The sequence below is a fragment of the Bosea sp. NBC_00550 genome (assembly GCF_026020075.1).
Lineage (GTDB): Bacteria > Pseudomonadota > Alphaproteobacteria > Rhizobiales > Beijerinckiaceae > Allobosea.
On the sequence record NZ_CP102772.1, the window covers coordinates 2,141,784 to 2,160,286 of the forward strand.

The window sequence follows — 18,503 nt, forward strand, 5'->3', positions numbered from 1 at the left end:
CCCGCCGCTCAGCGCTTGCGCACGAATTCGGTGCGCAGCACCAGACCCTTGATCGAGTCGTGGCGGCAGTCGATCTCTTCGGGATTCTCGGTCAGCCGGATCGAGCGGATCACCGTGCCCTGCTTCAACGTCTGGCCCGCACCCTTGACCTTGAGGTCCTTGACCAGGACGACGGCATCGCCATCGGCCAGCACATTGCCGGCGGCATCGCGCACCTCGACATGCCCGGCAGCAGCGGCGGCCGCTGCCACCTCGGAGGCCGGACGCCATTCGCCCGTCGCCTCGTCGTAAACGTAATCGTCATCGGCCATGCCGCACTCCCTGAAAGTCGTGAGGGTGGCCTTAGCGCCCGCCGCGCCGAAACGGAACCTCTCCGTCATTCCGGGGCGGCCCGCAGGGCCGAGCCCGGAACCCAGAACCGATGCGCTCGGGAATTTGGGCACGGAGCTATTAGCGCCTTCACGAAGCACGACATCGGTTCTGGGTTCCGGGCTCATGGCGTTGCCATGCCCCGGAATGACCGCGAGCGTAATCCGACCGCTACTCCGCCGCCTGTAGCCGATAGGCGGCGGTGTCGTAGTTGAGGATCGGCGCCAGCCAGCGCTCCACCTGCTCGATGCTCATGCCCTTGCGCTCGGCATAATCCTCGACCTGGTCGCGCTCGACCTTGGCCACGCCGAAATAATAGGCGTCGGGATGCGAGAGATAGAGGCCCGAGACCGAGGAGCCCGGCCACATCGCGTAGCTCTCGGTCAGCTTGACGCCGACGCGCCGCTCCGCCTGCAGCAGCTCGAACAGCGTCGCCTTCTCGGTATGGTCGGGCTGCGCGGGATAGCCGGGCGCGGGGCGGATGCCCTGATACTCCTCGCGGATCAGATCCTCGTTGGAGAAGGACTCGTCGGGCGCATAGCCCCAGAACTCCTTGCGCACGAGCTGGTGCATCCGCTCGGCGAACGCTTCCGCGAAGCGGTCGGCCAGCGCCTTGACCATGATCGAGCGGTAATCGTCGTTGTCCCGCGCGAACTTCTCGGAGATGCGCTCTTCCTCCGCACCGGAGGTCACGACGAAAGCGCCGATATAGTCCGGTGCCACGCCTTCCGGCGCGACGAAGTCGGAGATGCACATATTCGGCTTGCCGTCGCGCTTGGAGAGCTGCTGGCGCAGGCCGTGGAAGGTCGCGAGCGTGTCCTGCCGGCTCTCGCCGGTATAGAGGCGGATGTCGTCGCCGACGGCATTGGCCGGCCAGAAGCCGACGACCGCCTTGGGGTTGAACCAGCGCTCCTCGACGACGCGCTTCAGCATCGCCTGCGCATCCTCCCAGAGCGCGCGCGCCGCCTCGCCCTGCTTCTCGTCCTCCAGGATCGCGGGGTAGCGGCCCTTCAGCTCCCAGGTCTGGAAGAACGGCGTCCAGTCGATCACCGGCACGAGGTCGGCGATGTCGTAGGTGCGGAAGACGCGCGTGCCGAGGAAGCTCGGCTTCGGCGGCGTGTAGTTGCTCCAGTCCGGCTTGAAGGCGTTGGCGCGCGCCTTCGCCAATGGCAGGCGCTGCTTGTCGGCCTCCGAGCGGCGATGCGCGGCAGCGACCTTGGCATATTCCGCCTTGATGCCGTCGACATAGGCCGGCTTCTGGTCCTGCGAGAGCAGGCTCGACACCACGCCGACCGCGCGCGAGGCGTCGGTGACATAGACCGTCTGGCCCTTCTCATAGGCCGGGTGGATCTTCACCGCCGTATGGACGCGGCTCGTCGTCGCCCCGCCGATCAGCAGCGGAATGTCGAAGCCCTCGCGCTCCATCTCGGAGGCGACGGTCACCATCTCGTCGAGCGAGGGGGTGATCAGGCCGGACAGCCCGATGATGTCGACGTTTTCCTTGCGGGCGGTGTCGAGGATCTTCTGGGTCGGCACCATCACGCCGAGGTCGATGACCTCGTAATTGTTGCACTGGAGCACGACGCCGACGATGTTCTTGCCGATGTCGTGGACATCGCCCTTCACCGTCGCCATCAGCACCTTGCCGGCTGCCGAGCGCTCGGAGCCGCCATTCAGGCGCTTCTCCTCCTCCATATAGGGCATGAGATAGGCGACGGCCTGCTTCATCACGCGGGCGGACTTCACCACCTGCGGCAGGAACATCTTGCCCGCGCCGAACAGGTCGCCGACCACGTTCATGCCGGCCATCAGCGGACCTTCGATGACGTGCAGCGGCTTGTCGGCCTTCAGCCGTGCCTCTTCGGTGTCGACATCGATGAATTCGGTGATGCCGGCGACCAGCGCATGCTCCAGCCGCTTCTCGACCGGCAGCTCGCGCCAAGCGAGGTCCTTGCCCGAAGCCGCGACCGAGCCGTCGCCCTTGAAGCGCGGTGCAGCCTCCAGCAGCCGCTCGGTCGAATCCTTGCGGCGGTTGAGGACCACGTCCTCGCAGAGCTCGCGCAGCTCGGGGTCGAGATCGTCATAGGAGCCGAGCTGGCCCGCATTGACGATGCCCATATCCATGCCGACCTTGATGCAGTGGTACAAGAATACCGAATGCATGGCCTCGCGGACCTTCTCGTTGCCGCGGAACGAGAAGGACAGGTTCGAGACGCCGCCCGAGATATGGGCGTGCGGCAGGGTCTCGCGGATCGTCTTCGTGGCCTCGATGAAATCGTTGCCGTAATTGTCGTGCTCCTCGATGCCGGTCGCCACCGCGAAGATGTTCGGGTCGAAGATGATGTCCTCGGGCGGGAAGCCGATCTCCTCGGTCAGGAGCTTGTAGGCGCGCGTGCAGATCTCGATCTTGCGGGCATAGGTGTCGGCCTGGCCCTTCTCGTCGAAGGCCATGACGACGACGGCCGCGCCGTAGTTGCGGCAGATGCGGGCATGTTCGAGGAAGGCCGCCTCGCCCTCCTTCATCGAGATCGAGTTGACGATCGGCTTGCCCTGAATCGTCTTGAGGCCCGCCTCGATGACATGGAACTTCGAGGAATCGACCATGATCGGGACGCGGCTGATATCCGGCTCCGAGGCGACGAGGTTGCAGAACTCGGTCATCGCCTTCTCGGAATCGAGCAGGCCCTCATCCATGTTGATGTCGATGACCTGCGCGCCGTTGGCGACCTGGTCGCGCGCCACGTCGAGCGCAGCCGCATAGTCGCCGGCCGTGACGAGCTTCCTGAACTTGGCGGAACCGGTGACGTTGGTGCGCTCGCCGATGTTGACGAAGGGGATGGTCTCGTCGAGCGTGAAGGGCTCCAGCCCCGCGAGCCTGAGATAGGGCTTCACCTCCGGCATCTGGCGCGGCGCCTTGCCGGCGACGGCCTCGGCGATGGCGCGGATATGGTCCGGGGTGGTGCCGCAGCAGCCGCCGACGACGTTGACGAAGCCCGCATCGGCGAATTCGGCGAGCATCGTCGCCGTCGCTTCCGGGCGCTCGTCATAGAGGCCGAACTCGTTGGGCAGGCCGGCATTGGGATAGGCGCAGACCAGCGTGTCGGCGACGCGCGACATGTCCTTGATATGCGCGCGCATCTCGCGTGCGCCCAGCGCGCAATTGAGGCCCACGGTCAGCGGCGCGGCATGGCGCACCGCGTTCCAGAAGGCCTCGACCGTCTGGCCCGAAAGGGTGCGGCCGGAGAGATCGGTGATCGTCCCGGAGATCATCACCGGCAGGCGGATGCCCCGCTCGCGATAGACCTCCTCGATCGCCACGATCGCGGCCTTGGCATTCAGCGTGTCGAAGATCGTCTCGATCAGCAGCAGCTCGGAGCCGCCGTCGATCAGGCCCCTCACCTGCTCGGCATAGGCGTCGCGCACCTGGTCGAAGGTCACGGCACGGAAGCCGGGATTGTTCACGTCCGGCGAGATCGAAAGCGTGCGGTTGGTCGGGCCGATGGCGCCGGCGACGAAGCGGCGGCGCCCGTCCTCGGTCTGGGCGATCGCCGCCGCCTCGCGGGCGATGCGCGCGCATTCGACGTTCAGCTCGTAGACCAGCGCCTCCATGCCGTAATCGGCCTGGGCGATCGAGGTGCCGGAGAAGGTGTTGGTCTCGACGATGTCGGCGCCCGCCCGGAAATAGGCGAGGTGGATGTCGCGCAGCGCGTCCGGCAGCGTCAGGGCGATCAGGTCGTTGTTGCCCTTGAGGTCGTGGTTCCAGCCCTTGAAGCGCTCGCCGCGGAAATCCGCCTCGGTGAGCTTCAGATCCTGGATCTGCGTGCCCATCGCGCCGTCGAGCACGAGGATGCGCTGCCGTGCGGCCTCGCGCAGCGAGCGATCGATCTCGGCCCCATCGACCGGGGCTGCCTTGAAGTCAGTCATAGGCTTACTCCGCCGCCACCGCCTGCGCCGCCGGCTTCTCGGGCTTCAAGCCGACGAGATGGCAGATGGCATAGACGAGGTCGGCCTTGTTCATCGTGTAGAAATGCAGGTCGCCGACGCCTCGGTCGATCAGGTCGAGCACCTGTTCGGCGCAGACGGCGGCGGCCACCAGCCGGCGCGTCGCGGCATCGTCTTCCAGCCCCTCGAAGCGATCGGCCAGCCATTGCGGCACGCTGGCGCCGGTCTTGCGGGCGAAATTCGCCGTCTGCTTGAAATTCTGAACGGGAACGATGCCGGGCAGGATCGGGATCTCGATGCCCTTCGCGCGGACCTTGTCGAGATAGCGGAAATAGACGTCGTTATCGAAGAAGAACTGGGTGATAGCCCGCGTCGCGCCGGCATCGACCTTCTTCTTCAGCGCGTCGATATCGGCATCGAGCGAGGCCGCCTCCGGATGCTTCTCCGGATAGGCGGAGACCGTGACCTCGAAATCGCCGATGCGCTTCAGGCCCGCGACGAGATCAGAGGTCTGGTCATAGCCCTCCGGATGCGGCTCGTAGGTCGTGCCGAGGCCGCCGGCCGGGTCGCCGCGCAGCGCCACGACATGGCGCACCCCGGCATCCCAATAGGAGCGGATGACATCGTCCACTTCCGCCCGCGAAGCGGAGACGCAGGTCAGATGCGCGGCCGGCTTCAGCCCGGTCTCCTCGACCATGCGCTTGACGGTGGCGTGGGTGCGCTCACGGGTGGACCCACCGGCGCCGTAGGTCACCGAGACGAAGCCCGGAGCGAGCGGCTCGAGCCGGCGCACCGATTCCCACAGCGCGACTTCCATCTCCGCCGTCTTGGGCGGGAAGAACTCGAAGGAGACCCGGGGGCGGCGTGTGCCGTGACGGCTGGGGCGAAAGGCGTTCATCACGCAACCTCGAAATCGATCGTACGAACCGGGGGATCGGCCTGGACGCGCCGGTCGCGTCCGCGCCAGAGCATGACCGGAAGCTGGCCGGAGCCGCCATCGGCCAGGGTGACTTCGCGGGAAAGGTCGCAGGCGAGGCCTGCCTCGGCGAACCAGCCCGCGATCTGCACGCGCGAGAAGCCGAGCCGGCGATGCGCATGCTCGGTCCGCAGGAATTCCATGTCGTGCGGGGCGAAATCGACGACGATCAATCGCCCGCCCGGCGCCAGCATCGCCGCCGCCTCGCGCACGGCGCGTGCGGGATCGTCGAGGAAGTGCAGCACTTGATGGATGACGACGAGGTCGAAGGAGCCGCGCGCGAAGGGCAGCGCGTAGATGTCGCACTGCCTGAGCTCGACGCGCGAAAGCCCAGCCTGCTCCAGATTGGCGCGCGCCACCGCCAGCATCGCATGGTTGGCGTCGACGCCTACGGCGCGGCCGAACTTCGGCGCGATCCGCTCCAGCATCCGGCCGGTGCCGGTGCCGAGATCGAGCATGGCGCCGGGTGTGCCCTCGCCGACCGCCTCCTCGACGGCCGCCTCCACGGCATGGTCCGGCACATGCAGGCTGCGCAGCCGGTCCCAGTCGCGCGCGACGCTGGCGAAATAGCTCTGCGCCGCCTCCGCCCGCGTCGTCCGCACGGCGGCGAGCCGCTCGCGATCGGCGGCGAGCACCGGGTCACTCAGATCGAGCCATGCGGCGAGCGAAGCGGCGAAGGCGCCGCCCGGCCCTGTCTCGTCGAGCCGGAAGAAGGCCCAGGCCCCCTCGCGCGAGCGCCGGACCAGCCCGGCCTCGGCCAGAAGCTTGAGATGGCGCGAGATGCGCGGCTGCGATTGGCCGAGGATATCGGTCAGGTCCGAAACCGAGAGCTCGCCCTCGGACAGCAGCGCGAGAATGCGCAGGCGGGTCTCCTCGCCCGCGGCCCGCAAGCCGGCGAGAAGCACATCGGAGGACAATGCCGTCGGCTGCCGCACGCGTTCGCACTCCCTCGGCTCGAGAAAAAGATATAAAGATATCTTTATGTCAAAAGGACTGTTCGTGCAAGCGGATTATCGTGCGGAAAACAGGACGGAGCGAATGGGGCCTACCGTCGCAAAATACGGCATCAGGGCCGTTGCCACGTCATGCTCGGGCTTGACCCGAGCATCTCGATCAGAAAGGGCGCAGGAAACTCCTGAAGCATGAGATGCTCGGGTCAAGCCCGAGCATGACGCCTCGGCCCGGCGGCGCCGCTGAGCCCAAACTTATCCCCGCCCCGCGAACCCATGCCTATCCTGCGCGCGTCCTATCCGACCGAGGGGCTTCGCGAGGCATCGTGGGCCGGATGGGATTGCGGGCTTCGCGTCCCGGACCGTTGCGGGTCCGCTCGATCGCCGCGCGTCCGATTGGACGCGATAACGGTGATCGATTTATCCAATATCGCATCGGAAACATCCGATGCGATAGCGCGGAGGTGCCGACTTCGTCCGGGCCCAACAGGCAGGCCCGCTCCTTCGCCGGAACCCAGAACGAAGCGGAACCCCCAGATACCCGTGCGCGGAGCCGAACGGCGCGAGGTCGTCGCTGTTCGACACCATCGACATCGACTCGACATCGGCACGCAGCCGTCGACTGCGAAACGCCGCCCGGCTCCGCGCATCCCTCGGATGTCCAAGCCCGAAACCCCGCAGGCTCAGGCCTGACGGGGCTTTCGGTGCATCTCTTCCGGCAAAAGCCGACATCACGCCGGATTCGGCAACGCAGCGCCGATCCGGTCATTATGGCAAGCACGAGCCTGTCACGCCCTGAACCATGCGCGGCAGGCGTCTATCGGCAGCAGAAATAACGTTCAGAGCACTTTCAGATCGCCCGCCGCGGTCTTGCCGCGTTCGGTCTTCAGCTCGAACGACACATTCTGCCCTTCCGTCAGCGTCATCATCCCGGCTTCCTTGACGGCGGTGATATGGACGAACACGTCCTTGCCGCCTTCTGCCGGTTGAATGAAGCCATACCCCTTCTCAGTGTTGAACCATTTGACGGTTCCGGTCGCCATCGCCACATCCCTCGAAGTCGCGCCTGCCGGCCCGCACGCCCTCGAGCCGGATCCGATCAGGTTGAACCAACCTGGTCGGGGAATCCGCCTCCAAGCTACTGATAGAGAACGCGTGATCCGAACAGGTCGCGTTGCGATTTGATCGGCGCGTGCCCTAGCGTGTAAGCCGGCAATGGAAGGATTGACCGAAAACCGATCCTTGTCGAGATTAAACACCGAGCAGTCGAAACGGCTGATCGATCAAGACTTGGTCAGGATCACCTGCGTTTTCGCTGCGGCGCGGGATGAACCTCCCAGGTAGATTTCGACCTCGCCGGGATCGACGACGTAGCGTCCCTGTTCGTCATGGGCGCCGAGTTTCGCGGCTTCCAGCCTGAAACGCACGGTTTTCGTCTCTCCGGCCTTGAGCATCACCTTCTCGAAGCCTTTCAACTCGCGCAGCGGCCGCGAGAGGCTCGCCACCGGCTGGCGGATATAAAGCTGTACCACCTCGTGGCCATCGCGCGCGCCGGTATTGGTGACATCGACCGAAACCTCGACCACACCCGTCAGCGCCATCGAGGAAGCCGAGACGCGCGGATCGGCATAGGTGAAGCGGCTGTAGGACAGCCCGTAGCCGAAGGGGTAGAGCGGCTCGTTGAGCTCGTCCATGAAGATGGACTCGTAGCGCTGGCGGATCTTTTCCGGGCGGCCGGTCGGGAGCTGGTTGTAATACACCGGGATCTGCCCGACCGAGCGCGGGAAGCTCATCGGCACCCGGCCCGACGGGTTGTAGCGCCCGGTCAGGATGTCGGCGATGGCCGTGCGCCCCTCCGTGCCGCCATGGAAGGTCTGCAGGATCGCGGCGACATGCTCGCTCGCCCAGGTCAGCACGAGCGGCCGGCCCGTCGCCAGCACCAGCACCACCGGCTTGCCGGTCCTGACCAGCGCCTCGAGCAGTTCCTGCTGCACGCCGGGAAGTTCGAGCTTGGTGCGCGAGGCTGCCTCGCCCATGAATTCGCAGTCCTCGCCGAGCATGGCGACGACGAGATCGCTCTCCGCCGCGGCGCGGAGCGCAGCCTCCTTGTCGGCGAACTCCGTGCCGCAATTCTTGGCAAAGGCCGGCTGGTAGTTGATCGCGACATCCTTCGGCAGCCGCTCGCGCAGCGCATCCGGCAGGGGCGTGATGACGCGCCGCCCCAGCCCCGCCGGATCGGTCCAGACCCGCTCATCCTCCGGCACCGCCATGGCGCCGATCACCGCGACCGACTTCACCGTGTCCCGGATCGGCAGCGTCTGGTCGGCGTTCCTGAGGAGGATCGCGCCCTCGCGCGCCGCCTGCAGCGCGACCTCGCGGGCCGCTTCCGTCTGCATCAGCTTCGGTGCGGCGGCAGGGTCGACATCCGGCTTCTCGAACAGGCCGAGATGGTATTTCACGCGCAGCACGCGCCGGACTGCCTCGTCCAGCACCTTCACCGGCACGCGCCCGGCGCGGACCTCGTTGGCGAGGTGCTTGTGGTAGACGTCGCCCATCATGTCCATGTCGATGCCGGCGATCAGCGCCTTGCGCGCGGCTTCCGCGTCGTCGCGGGCGATGCCGTGCAGCCGCAGCTCCGTGATCGAGCCGAAATCGGAGGTGACGAAGCCACGGAAACCCCATTTCCCGCGCAGCAGATCGGTCAGCATGCCCTTATGCGCCGTCGCCGGCACGCCGTTCAGGGCGTTGAAGGCCGCCATCGCCGTCATCGAGCCGGCCTCGAACGACGCCTTGAACGGCGGCAGATAGAGGTCGAAGAGCTGGCTCGTCGGGATCCATGTCGAGTTGTAGTCGCGGCCCGCCTCGGCAGCGCCATAACCGACGAAATGCTTCACCGAGGTCGCGACGCCACCGCGTTGATAACCGAGGGTGCGCGCCGTCGCGACGATCGAACCGAGCCAGGCATCCTCGCCCGCCCCTTCGAGCACGCGGCCCCAGCGTGGATCGCGCGAGATGTCGACCATCGGCGCGAAGGTCCAGTTGATGCCGGCGGCCGAGGCCTCCCGCCCGGTCCAATAGGCGGCCTGCTCGATCAGCGCCGGATTCCAGCTCGAAGCCTGGCCGAGCGGCAGCGGGAAATAGGTCGAGAAACCGTGGACGGCGTCGAGCCCGATGATCAGCGGTATCTTCAGGCGGCTTTCGCGGACCGCCTTCTGCACCGCCAGAACCTCGGCCGGCACGACGAAGTTCATCACCGCGCCCATGTCGCCGCTGCGGACCTTGTTGATGTCGAAGCCCTCGCCGCGGCCCGAGAGGTGGAGCTGGCCGACCTTCTCCTCCAGCGTCATCCGCCCGATCAGCGCGTCGACCTTGCGTTCGATCTCGCGCGCCTCCCGCCCGGTTTTCCAGGCCACGGGCTGCTGCGCGAAGGCAGCGGAGGCCGTGCAGAACAGCAGAAGGGCAGCGACGAGCCGCAGAACCATGAAGGGAATCCCCAAGCGATAAGGCCATCAAGCAGCCTGCGCCCTACAGGATCGCTCCCTCTGGCTCAACCGTTGCATGGCCTCTGGCGCATGAAGTCGTCAGCCGATACAGGGCTCGCAATGTCTCAGACCACCATCGCAGCCATGCCGCACAGACACCGCCTCTACGAAGATCTGCTCGCCCTGCCGCTGGGCACGCTGATGATCAGCTTCGGCATCGTGCTCTTCACCAAGGCCACGGTGCTGACCGGCGGCGCGGCCGGGCTGGCGCTGTTGCTCCAATTCGCCATAGGCGCCGATTTCAGCCTGCTCTTCTTCGTCATCAACCTGCCGTTCTACTGGCTCGCCTTCCGGCGGATGGGCTTCGCCTTCACGCTGCGCACCGTCGCGGCCGTCGCCCTGATCTCGCTCTTCGTCTGGGCGACGCCGGGTTGGTTCCGCATCGAGGCTGTCGCGCCGCTCTATGCCGCGATCGTCGGCGGCGTCGCGATGGGCCTCGGCCTGCTGGCATTGGCGCGCCACCGCACCGCAATCGGCGGGGTCAACATCCTCGCGCTCTACCTGCAGGAGCGCCACGGCCTGCGCGCCGGCTGGGTCCAGCTCGCGATCGACGGCGCGATCTTCGCCGCCGCGCTTTTCCTGCTGCCGCTCGACAAGGTCGCGCTGTCCCTGGTCGGCACGCTCGTGATCAACGCCATCCTGGCGATGAACCACAAGCCGGGCCGCTACATGGCGGTCTCCTGACGCAGATCGCCCTGCTGCGCATGAGGTTGCGCGCCGCCGTCCGTCATGCGAGTCCAACCCGAAGGACTGACGGGAAGCGAACGGCGAGACGAGACATGGCCCAGCCCCTCACCATCGAAGACCTGCGCATTCTGGCCAAGCGCCGCGTGCCGCGCATGTTCTACGATTACGCCGATTCCGGCGCCTGGACCGAGGGCACCTACCGCTCGAACGAGACCGACTTCGCCAAGATCAAGCTGCGCCAGCGCGTCGCCGTCGACATGACCGACCGCTCGCTCGCCTCCGACATGATCGGCCGGCCCGTCGCGATGCCGGTCGCGCTCGCGCCCACGGGCCTCACCGGGATGCAGCATGCCGATGGCGAGATCCTCGCCGCCCGCGCAGCAGCCAAGGCCGGCGTGCCCTTCACCCTCTCGACCATGAGCATCTGCTCGATCGAGGACGTGGCGAACCACACCAGCGCGCCGTTCTGGTTCCAGCTCTACGTGATGAAGGACCGCGAGTTCATCTCCCGCCTGATCCAGCGCGCCAAGGCAGCCGGCTGCTCGGCGCTGATGCTGACGCTCGACCTGCAGGTCCTCGGCCAGCGCCACAAGGACATCCGCAACGGCCTTTCCGCCCCGCCGAAGCCGACCATCGCCAACCTGATCAACCTGGCGATGAAGCCGCGCTGGTGCCTGAAGATGCTGGACACGCCGCGTCGGCAGTTCGGCAACATCGTCGGCCACGTCACCGGCGTCGCCGACATGTCCTCGCTCTCCTCCTGGACCGCCAGCCAGTTCGACCCGAAGCTGAACTGGGACGACGTCCGGTGGATCAAGGACCAGTGGGGCGGCAAGCTGATCCTCAAGGGCATCCTCGATCCTGAGGATGCCGAGATGGCGGCCAAGAGCGGCGCCGACGCGCTCATCGTCTCGAACCATGGCGGCCGCCAGCTCGACGGCGCGCTGTCCTCGATCGAGGCCCTGCCCGGCATCGTCGAGCAGGTCGGCGGCCGCATGGAGGTATTGTTCGACGGCGGCATCCGCTCCGGCCAGGACGTGCTGAAGGCGATCGCGCTCGGCGCCAAGGGCACCTTCATCGGCCGCGCCTTCCTCTACGGGCTCGGCGCAATGGGCGAGCAGGGCGTCACCGCCGCGCTCGACATCATCCGCAAGGAGCTCGACGTCACCATGGCGCTCTGCGGCCTGCGCGACATCAGGGATGTCGACCAGAACATCCTTGTCGGCGGGCGCGAAGGGGCGATGAAGCGGCTGGCGAGCTGACCGCCCTCGCGCCCCCGCCGCCGCCATGATCCGCGCCGCAAACGATGCACGCTTTTGGGACCGCATCGCCCGCAAATACGCCGCCGATCCGATCGCGGACATGGCGGGCTATGAGCGCACGATCGAGCGCACCCGGCATTATCTCAAGGGCGAACAGACCGCATTCGAGTTCGGATGCGGCACGGGGACGACGGCGCTCAGGCTCGCCCCCGCCCTAGCCCGCATCGTCGCGACCGACATATCCGGCGGCATGATCGCCATCGCGCGTGAACGGGCCGAGGCCGGGAAGCACGCCAACGTCGAATTTGCGGTTGCCGCTCCCGACGCTGCGCCGTGGCCGGACGAGACCTTCGACATCGCGCTCGGCTTCAACGTCCTGCATCTGGTGGCAGCGCGGGAAGCAGCCTTGAGCGGCATCCGCCGGCTGTTGAAGCCCGGCGGGCTGTTCATCTCCAAGACGCCGTGCCTGAAGGAGATGAACCCGATTATACGCATCGCCGTTCCCGTCATGCAGCTCCTCGGCAAAGCTCCCTATGTGTCGTCCTTGTCCGCGGGAGAGCTGGAACGCGAGATCGCGGCAGCGGGCTTCGAGATCGTCGAGCGTGCCCACCATGCCTCGCGCGGTCGGGATCCGCGGCCCTTCCTCGTGGCCAGGAAGCGCTGAAGACGTTGCGCCCGGGCGGCAGAACGCAACCGAATTCGGTCAGCCAATCTCATGGCTGGTCCGCTCGCGACCCATTGCAGACTTCAGCGAGAGCGCTAGTGTTGGGAATGCTCCCTGCATCCGAGACCGCTCGCCTATCGCTCCGGCGCCGAACGATCGCCGATTTTGAAGCATGCCTAGCGATGGATCGCGACCCGGAGGTGGTAAAATACATCCCCGGTCCGTGGGACGATGCCACGAAGCATGAGGCTTTTTTGCGCGAACGCATCCAAGCTGATTTTGGAGACGGGCTTGGCTACTGGTCGATATATAGTCGAGATGCAGAGAGGCGTTTTTTAGGCTGGATTCTTTTGATTCCATACGATGGGACAGGGCCCAAGGTAGAAATCGGCTGGCGTCTGAATAGGTCGGCCTGGGGTCGGGGATACGGAACGGAAGCGGCCCTGCCGTTTGTGTCTTATGCCTTCGAAGACATCGGACTGCCCGAGATAGTCGCGGACATCGACATTCGAAATGTCGCCTCTCACCGCATTGCTGAGAAGATTGGAATGCAGCATGTAGGCGATATAGTCCATGATAGCATTCCTATGAAATCATATGCGCTTACACGTTACGACTGGCGATGAGGCCCGTCTCATTATAGCGCTCACTAGCGCAGGTTACTATCAGACCTTGTGGACTTCCAATCCGAATGAAGCAGTTCATGCCAAATTTTACCTTCCTCGACGCATGGTACGCGAACGAGAAAATTGGGAAGTCTGTGTAGACGTGTGTCATCTCGATTTTGCATTACGCGACGTGAGGATTTCTCCGGATCAAGCTCTAACGCGATGAAATCTGCGCGGTCACTTGGGCAACAAGGACGCAGCGTAAGGGTATTCGTTTGCAGCACGCGCATCTTAAATCTGCCGGCTGCGCGTGTTCTAGCCGCGCGGCTGTCTGCTGGCGCCGGTGGTCTCAATCGGTAATCGCAACACGCTACTTTTCCTTTGGAGATGGAGCGTGGGTGATGATGCAGCGGCGGCGGATCTACTATTCGGCGGCCCAGCGGGCTGAGATCTGGGATCGCTGGAAGGCCGGCGAGTCGATGAGTTCGATTGGGCGGCGGTTCGATCGGGAGTCCTCTTCGGTGTTCTCGGTGCTTTCGCCGACGGGCGGCATTCGGCCTCCAGACCGGCGGCGGGCGCCGCGGGCGCTCACTCTCAGCGAGCGGGAGGAAATCTCCCGAGGGCTCAGCACCCGCCGGTCGCTGCGCGTGATCGCTCGGCAATTGGGCCGATCACCGTCCACGGTCAGTCGCGAGGTTCAGCGCAACGGCGGGCCGGATCGCTACCGCGCGGCGCGCTCCGATCAGGCGGCCTGGGACCGGGCCTTGCGTCCCAAGCCGTGCAAGCTGGCTTGCCGACCCGGTCTGGCCCGGACAGTATCCGGCAAGCTGCAGCGGAACTGGTCGCCCGAGCAGATCGCCGGCTGGCTCAAGCGCACCTGCCCCCGGGAGCCACACAATCAAGTGTCGCACGAGACGATCTACCGCAGCCTGTTCATCCAGACCCGTGGGGTGCTGAAGAAGGAACTGCTGGACCACCTGAGGGCCCGGCGAACGATCCGCCGCTCCCGGCACGCCAGCCTGAAGCGGAACGGCCTGGGCCAGATCAGGGACGCCGTCTCCATCAGCGAAAGGCCGGCCTCCGTCGAGGATCGTGCGGTCCCTGGTCACTGGGAAGGCGACCTGATCGGCGGCTCCCGGAACAGCTACGTCGCCACGCTGGTCGAGCGGCATTCGCGCTACGTGATGCTGGTCAAGGTCGCCAACAAAGACACCGGGAGCGTCATCACCGCCCTGATCAAGGCGAACTCTATCAGTCCCTGACCTGGGACCGAGGCAAGGAGTTGGCCGACCACAAGCGGCTGGCCCTCGCTTCGAACGTCGAGGTCTACTTCTGCGATCCCAGGTCACCCTGGCAACGTGGCTCGAACGAGAACACCAACCGGCTCCTGCGCCAGTATCTTCCCCACGGAACCGACCTGTCCCTGCAAAGCCAGGCCCAGCTCAGCGCCATCGCCCGTCAGCTCAACGAACGGCCCAGAAAGACCTTGCTCTATCAAACCCCAGCCGAGAGGTTCGCCGAGTGTGTTGCGGCGATCAGTTGAGCCCGCCACCCATTGCAGACACTACCCTGTGGTCGACGGCGCCCCTGTACGCGCTGGAATTTGCGCTGGCTTCTGCAGAGGGGCAGCCCTGGCTTGAGCGGCCCTAAGGGGCGCTCGCTGCGTCTGCGGCATGGACGCTGTAAACGCGTTGGCCGTAACCGTTACAGCGGATGCGGGACTTGACAGAGATTTCTCCGATCGAAGGCGAGGCACCTTGGCGTAGCGCCTCGCCTTCGATACCGGGCTTATCTCGGCGCGAGGCGTTCCAGCTCGTTCAGGCGCTTCAGGGCAGACTGCTGCTGCAGCAGCCCGTAGTTGATGCCGGAGGCGTTCAGCGAACTGCCGGCCTGGTAGGGATACTGGCCGAAGTCGGAGAAGAACTCCTTCACCTTGGTCTGGACCGGCACCAGCAGCCACATCTGCTGGCCAAAGAACTTCATCGACTCGCCCCCCTCCTTCATGCCGCGCTCATAGGGATCCATGCGGAGATTGGTGATCATCGCCCATGAGGTCACTTCTCGCGTGGCGGTCGCGATATTGCCTTCGCTGGCAACAGCGAAGCTGACCTTCCAGTCATTCCAGCGCAGCGCATTGAGATTGCCGCCCTGGTCGAAGTAGAACACCGTCTCGCGCGGCCCCTTCTTCTCGTCGCCCTTCAGGAAGGGCATGAAGTTGTAGCCATCGAGATGGACCTTGAAGGTCTTGTTGCCGCTCTGGAATCCGGTCTTCATCTTCTCCTTGACGTCGCCGAGGCCGGCGGCGGCGCAGAAGGTCGGGAACCAGTCCATCAGCGTGATCATCTCGTTGACCTGCGTGCCGGGCTTCACCACGCCCGGCCAGCGCACCCTCATGGGAATGCGGAAGCCGCCTTCCCAGGTCGTGCCCTTCTCGCCGCGGAACATCGTCATCGCACCGTCCGGCCAGAGCGCGATCTCGGCGCCGTTGTCGGTGGTGTAGAGCACGATGGTATTGTCGGTGATGCCGAGATCGTCGAGCTGCTTGAGAAGCTGCCCGACATGCCCGTCATGCTCGGCCATGCCGTCGGCATGGATGCCCATGCCGGTCTTGCCCACCGATTCTTTTTTGAGATGGGTGAAGACGTGCATGCGCGTCGAGTTGAACCAGCAGAAGAACGGCTTCTGAGCCTTCACCTGCCGGTCGATGAAGTCCTTGGCACCGGCCAGGAATTCCTCGTCGACGGTCGGCATGCGCTTGGTGTCAAGCGGGCCGGTATCCTCGATCTTGCCGTCCGCGCTCGATTTGATCACGCCGCGTGGGCCGTACTGGCGCTTGAAGGCCGGGTCCTTCGGGTAGAAATAGCCCTCCGGTTCCTCCTCGGCATTGAGATGGTAGAGATTGCCGAAGAATTCGTCGAAGCCGTGGCGCGTCGGCAGGTGCTCGTCGCGGTCGCCGAGATGGTTCTTGCCGAACTGGCCGGTGGCATAGCCCGCGGTCTTGAGCGCGTCGGCGATCGTCGGCATCCACTCGGCAATGCCATGCGGATCGCCAGGCATGCCGATCGTCAGAAGGCCAGTGCGGAACGGTTCCTGCCCGATGATGAAGGAGGCGCGGCCGGCGGTGCAGCTCTGCTGGCCGTAGGCATCCGTGAAGATCGCGCCTTCGCTGGCGATACGGTCGATATTGGGGGTGCGATAGCCCATCATCCCCATCGTGTAGGCGCTGACCTGCGGGACGCCGATGTCGTCGCCGAAGATGACGAGAATATTGGGCTTTCTTCCGCCGGCCGATGCCGCTGGAGCGGGCGCCGGTTGCTGGGCCTGCGCCGTCTGGACCGGCGCGCCGGCAAGATAACTCGACGTCGCCGCGAGCACGGTCCCGCCGAGAAGCATCGAGCGTCGATTTAAGGCAGCGTCCTTCGAAGAGCGTTCATCCTTGGATTCCACGACATGTCCTCCACCACATCCCTCGGGGTCGGCATAGATAACCTGCGCCTTGCGCCGAAGGAGCCTAGGACGGTGTCCGCTGTCGTGCAGCGCTGTAACGGTTACGGAAGCCGCTTACCCGGCGCGCGGCCTCACAACTCAACTGAACTCCTGTCGAAATGCTCGTGAGGGGCCATATTTCGCAAATCGCTTGATCCGCTCATCCCATCTCGGGCATCAGCGGCACCGGATTTTCCCGCCCACTCAGTCCAAAAGAAAAGCCCCGCGGCACGCTTGGTGCCGCGGGGCTTTCTGCTTCCGAGACGGGGCCTTAGCGCGTGAACTTCTTGTACTGAATCCGCTTCGGGATGGTGGAGTCGATGCCCAGCCGGCGCTTCTTGTCTTCCTCGTACTCGGCGAAGTTGCCCTCGAACCACTCGACATGGCTGTCGCCCTCGAAGGAGAGGATGTGGGTCGCGATGCGGTCGAGGAACCAGCGATCGTGGCTGATGATCACGGCGCAGCCCGCGTAATCCTCCAGCGCCTCTTCCAGCGCCCTGAGCGTGTCGACGTCGAGGTCGTTGGTCGGCTCGTCGAGCAGCAGGACGTTGGCGCCGCTCTTCAGCATCTTGGCGAGGTGGACGCGGTTGCGCTCGCCGCCCGAGAGCGAGCCGACCTTCTTCTGCTGGTCGCCGCCCTTGAAGTTGAAGGCCGAGCAATAGGCCCGCGAATTGATCTCTTTCTTGCCGAGATAGATGATGTCGTTGCCGCCCGAGATCTCTTCCCAGACGTTCTTCTTGTCGTCGAGCGAGTCGCGGCTCTGGTCGACATAGCCGAGCTGGACGCTCTCGCCGATCTTGATCGTGCCGGCATCGGGCTTCTCGACACCGGTGATCATCTTGAACAGCGTCGTCTTGCCGGCGCCGTTGGGGCCGATCACGCCGACGATGCCGCCCGGCGGCAGCTTGAAGGACAGCCCGTCGATCAGCAGCTTGTCCTGGAAGCCCTTCGACAAATCCTCGAAGTCCACGACGTTGTTGCCGAGCCGCTCCGCGATCGGGATGATGATCTGGGCGGTGTCCGGCCCCTTGTTCGAGGCCTTCTGCACCAGTTCGTCATAGCGCTGGATGCGGGCTTTGCTCTTGGCCTGCCGGGCCTTGGGCGAGGCCGAAACCCACTCCTGCTCACGCTCAAGCGTCTTCTGGCGCGAGACGTCCTCGCGGCCTTCCTGGGCGAGCCGCTTCTGCTTCTGCACCGACCAGGCCGAGTAGTTACCCTCGTAGGGGATGCCCTGGCCGCGATCGAGCTCGAGGATCCAGCTGGTGACGTTGTCGAGGAAGTAGCGATCGTGGGTGACGATCAGGATCGCGCCCGGATAGCTGCGCAAATGGCCTTCGAGCCAGGCGGTGGTCTCGGCGTCGAGATGGTTGGTCGGCTCGTCGAGCAGCAGCAGCTCGGGCTGCTCCAGCAGCAGCTTGCAGAGCGCGACGCGGCGGCGCTCACCGCCCGAGAGCTTGCCGACCTCCCAGTCATCAGGCGGGCAGCGCAGCGCATCCATCGCCTGGTCGACCTTGGAATCGAGGTCCCACAGCCCCTTGGCCTCGATCTCGTCCTGGAGATTGGTCATCTCGTCGGCGGTCTCGTCCGAATAGTTCATGGCGAGTTCGTTGTAGCGGTCGAGGATCGCCTTCTGCGGCGCGACGCCGAGCATGATGTTGTCGCGGACGTTCAGCGTCTCATCGAGCTTCGGCTCCTGCGGCAGGTATCCGACGCGCGCGCCCTCCGCGACCCAGGCCTCGCCGGTCCACTCCTTGTCGAACCCTGCCATGATCTTGAGCAGGGTCGATTTACCGGCGCCGTTGACGCCGAGCACGCCGATCTTGGCGTCCGGGTAGAAGGACAGGTGGATGTCCTTCAGCACCTGCTTGCCGCCCGGATAGGTCTTGGACAGGCCACGCATATGGTAGATGAACTGGCGGGACATGGGGCGAGCGGGCTCCGCTTTCAGACGCTTGGCGACGAGATGTCGGGAAATCTGGCCGCTATGTAGCGAGCGGCGCCGCTGGCCGCAACCGCA

The 18,503-nt window shown here is 65.2% G+C and carries 12 protein-coding genes and 1 pseudogene; 5 read left to right on the plus strand and 8 right to left on the minus strand.

The window, feature by feature from the left end; genetic code table 11:
* Nucleotides 1-8 precede the first annotated feature (8 nt).
* From NWE53_RS10205 to NWE53_RS10230, 6 genes are all read right to left on the minus strand, one after another.
* Nucleotides 9-311, minus strand: coding sequence for an alkylphosphonate utilization protein (locus tag NWE53_RS10205; protein WP_265054194.1), 303 nt, complete (start codon nucleotides 309-311; stop codon nucleotides 9-11).
* Nucleotides 312-540: 229 nt separating this feature from the next.
* Nucleotides 541-4,293 (minus strand): methionine synthase, encoded by a 3,753-nt coding sequence (gene metH / locus NWE53_RS10210; RefSeq protein ID WP_265054195.1) that lies wholly within the window; start codon nucleotides 4,291-4,293, stop codon nucleotides 541-543.
* Nucleotides 4,294-4,297: 4 nt separating this feature from the next.
* The gene (gene metF, locus NWE53_RS10215) at nucleotides 4,298-5,209 is read right to left on the minus strand and encodes a methylenetetrahydrofolate reductase [NAD(P)H] (RefSeq protein WP_265054196.1); all 912 of its coding nucleotides are present in this window, start codon (nucleotides 5,207-5,209) and stop codon (nucleotides 4,298-4,300) included.
* Nucleotides 5,209-6,222 carry an ArsR/SmtB family transcription factor gene (locus tag NWE53_RS10220; protein ID WP_265054197.1) on the minus strand — a complete coding sequence of 338 codons (1,014 nt, stop codon included), beginning with the start codon at nucleotides 6,220-6,222 and terminating at the stop codon, nucleotides 5,209-5,211. The genes metF and NWE53_RS10220 overlap by 1 nt, the downstream gene beginning before the upstream one ends.
* Before the next feature lie 854 nt (nucleotides 6,223-7,076).
* Nucleotides 7,077-7,280, minus strand: a complete 204-nt coding sequence (locus NWE53_RS10225) for a cold-shock protein (RefSeq protein ID WP_265054198.1) — start codon at nucleotides 7,278-7,280, stop codon at nucleotides 7,077-7,079.
* Between the two features lie 240 nt (nucleotides 7,281-7,520).
* A complete protein-coding gene (locus tag NWE53_RS10230; RefSeq protein WP_265054199.1) occupies nucleotides 7,521-9,719 on the minus strand; it encodes a glycoside hydrolase family 3 N-terminal domain-containing protein in 2,199 nt (732 codons plus the stop codon).
* A 120-nt stretch (nucleotides 9,720-9,839) separates the two neighbouring features.
* Here NWE53_RS10230 and NWE53_RS10235 point away from each other — a divergent pair, with 120 nt between their 5' ends.
* The 5 genes and pseudogenes from NWE53_RS10235 (at nucleotide 9,840) to NWE53_RS10255 (ending at nucleotide 14,543) form a co-directional block, all read left to right on the plus strand.
* Nucleotides 9,840-10,463, plus strand: coding sequence for a YitT family protein (locus NWE53_RS10235; RefSeq protein ID WP_265054200.1), 624 nt, complete (start codon nucleotides 9,840-9,842; stop codon nucleotides 10,461-10,463).
* Nucleotides 10,464-10,558: 95 nt separating this feature from the next.
* Complete coding sequence (locus NWE53_RS10240; protein ID WP_265054201.1) at nucleotides 10,559-11,728, plus strand: alpha-hydroxy acid oxidase; 1,170 nt, start codon at nucleotides 10,559-10,561, stop codon at nucleotides 11,726-11,728.
* A gap of 25 nt (nucleotides 11,729-11,753) precedes the next feature.
* Nucleotides 11,754-12,392: a class I SAM-dependent methyltransferase gene (locus NWE53_RS10245; protein WP_320109565.1), complete on the plus strand. Its 639-nt coding sequence runs from the start codon at nucleotides 11,754-11,756 to the stop codon at nucleotides 12,390-12,392.
* 107 nt (nucleotides 12,393-12,499) lie between these two features.
* Nucleotides 12,500-13,018: a GNAT family N-acetyltransferase gene (locus NWE53_RS10250; RefSeq protein WP_265054872.1), complete on the plus strand. Its 519-nt coding sequence runs from the start codon at nucleotides 12,500-12,502 to the stop codon at nucleotides 13,016-13,018.
* Between the two features lie 383 nt (nucleotides 13,019-13,401).
* Nucleotides 13,402-14,543: pseudogene (locus NWE53_RS10255) on the plus strand (IS30 family transposase).
* 245 nt (nucleotides 14,544-14,788) lie between these two features.
* On the opposite strand, the gene NWE53_RS10260 reads toward NWE53_RS10255, so the two are convergent.
* Both NWE53_RS10260 and ettA read right to left on the minus strand, forming a co-directional pair.
* On the minus strand, nucleotides 14,789-16,393 hold the full coding sequence (locus NWE53_RS10260) for an arylsulfatase (protein ID WP_265054873.1): 1,605 nt from the start codon (nucleotides 16,391-16,393) through the stop codon (nucleotides 14,789-14,791).
* Between the two features lie 364 nt (nucleotides 16,394-16,757).
* Entirely contained in the window at nucleotides 16,758-18,410 is a 1,653-nt protein-coding gene (gene ettA, locus NWE53_RS10265; protein WP_265054202.1) for an energy-dependent translational throttle protein EttA, read from the minus strand.
* Nucleotides 18,411-18,503 lie beyond the last annotated feature (93 nt).

What these genes read in the sequence shown, in the direction of transcription:
- NWE53_RS10260 (WP_265054873.1), bottom strand. Translation starts at nt 16,393, where the DNA reads ATGCTTCTCGGCGGGACCGTGCTCGCGGCGACGTCGAGTTATCTTGCC.
- NWE53_RS10250 (WP_265054872.1), top strand. Translation starts at nt 12,500, where the DNA reads ATGCTCCCTGCATCCGAGACCGCTCGCCTATCGCTCCGGCGCCGAACG.
- ettA (WP_265054202.1), bottom strand. Translation starts at nt 18,410, where the DNA reads ATGTCCCGCCAGTTCATCTACCATATGCGTGGCCTGTCCAAGACCTAT.
- NWE53_RS10205 (WP_265054194.1), bottom strand. Translation starts at nt 311, where the DNA reads ATGGCCGATGACGATTACGTTTACGACGAGGCGACGGGCGAATGGCGT.
- metF (WP_265054196.1), bottom strand. Translation starts at nt 5,209, where the DNA reads ATGAACGCCTTTCGCCCCAGCCGTCACGGCACACGCCGCCCCCGGGTC.
- NWE53_RS10245 (WP_320109565.1), top strand. Translation starts at nt 11,754, where the DNA reads ATGATCCGCGCCGCAAACGATGCACGCTTTTGGGACCGCATCGCCCGC.
- NWE53_RS10240 (WP_265054201.1), top strand. Translation starts at nt 10,559, where the DNA reads ATGGCCCAGCCCCTCACCATCGAAGACCTGCGCATTCTGGCCAAGCGC.
- NWE53_RS10235 (WP_265054200.1), top strand. Translation starts at nt 9,840, where the DNA reads ATGTCTCAGACCACCATCGCAGCCATGCCGCACAGACACCGCCTCTAC.
- metH (WP_265054195.1), bottom strand. Translation starts at nt 4,293, where the DNA reads ATGACTGACTTCAAGGCAGCCCCGGTCGATGGGGCCGAGATCGATCGC.
- NWE53_RS10230 (WP_265054199.1), bottom strand. Translation starts at nt 9,719, where the DNA reads ATGGTTCTGCGGCTCGTCGCTGCCCTTCTGCTGTTCTGCACGGCCTCC.
- NWE53_RS10225 (WP_265054198.1), bottom strand. Translation starts at nt 7,280, where the DNA reads ATGGCGACCGGAACCGTCAAATGGTTCAACACTGAGAAGGGGTATGGC.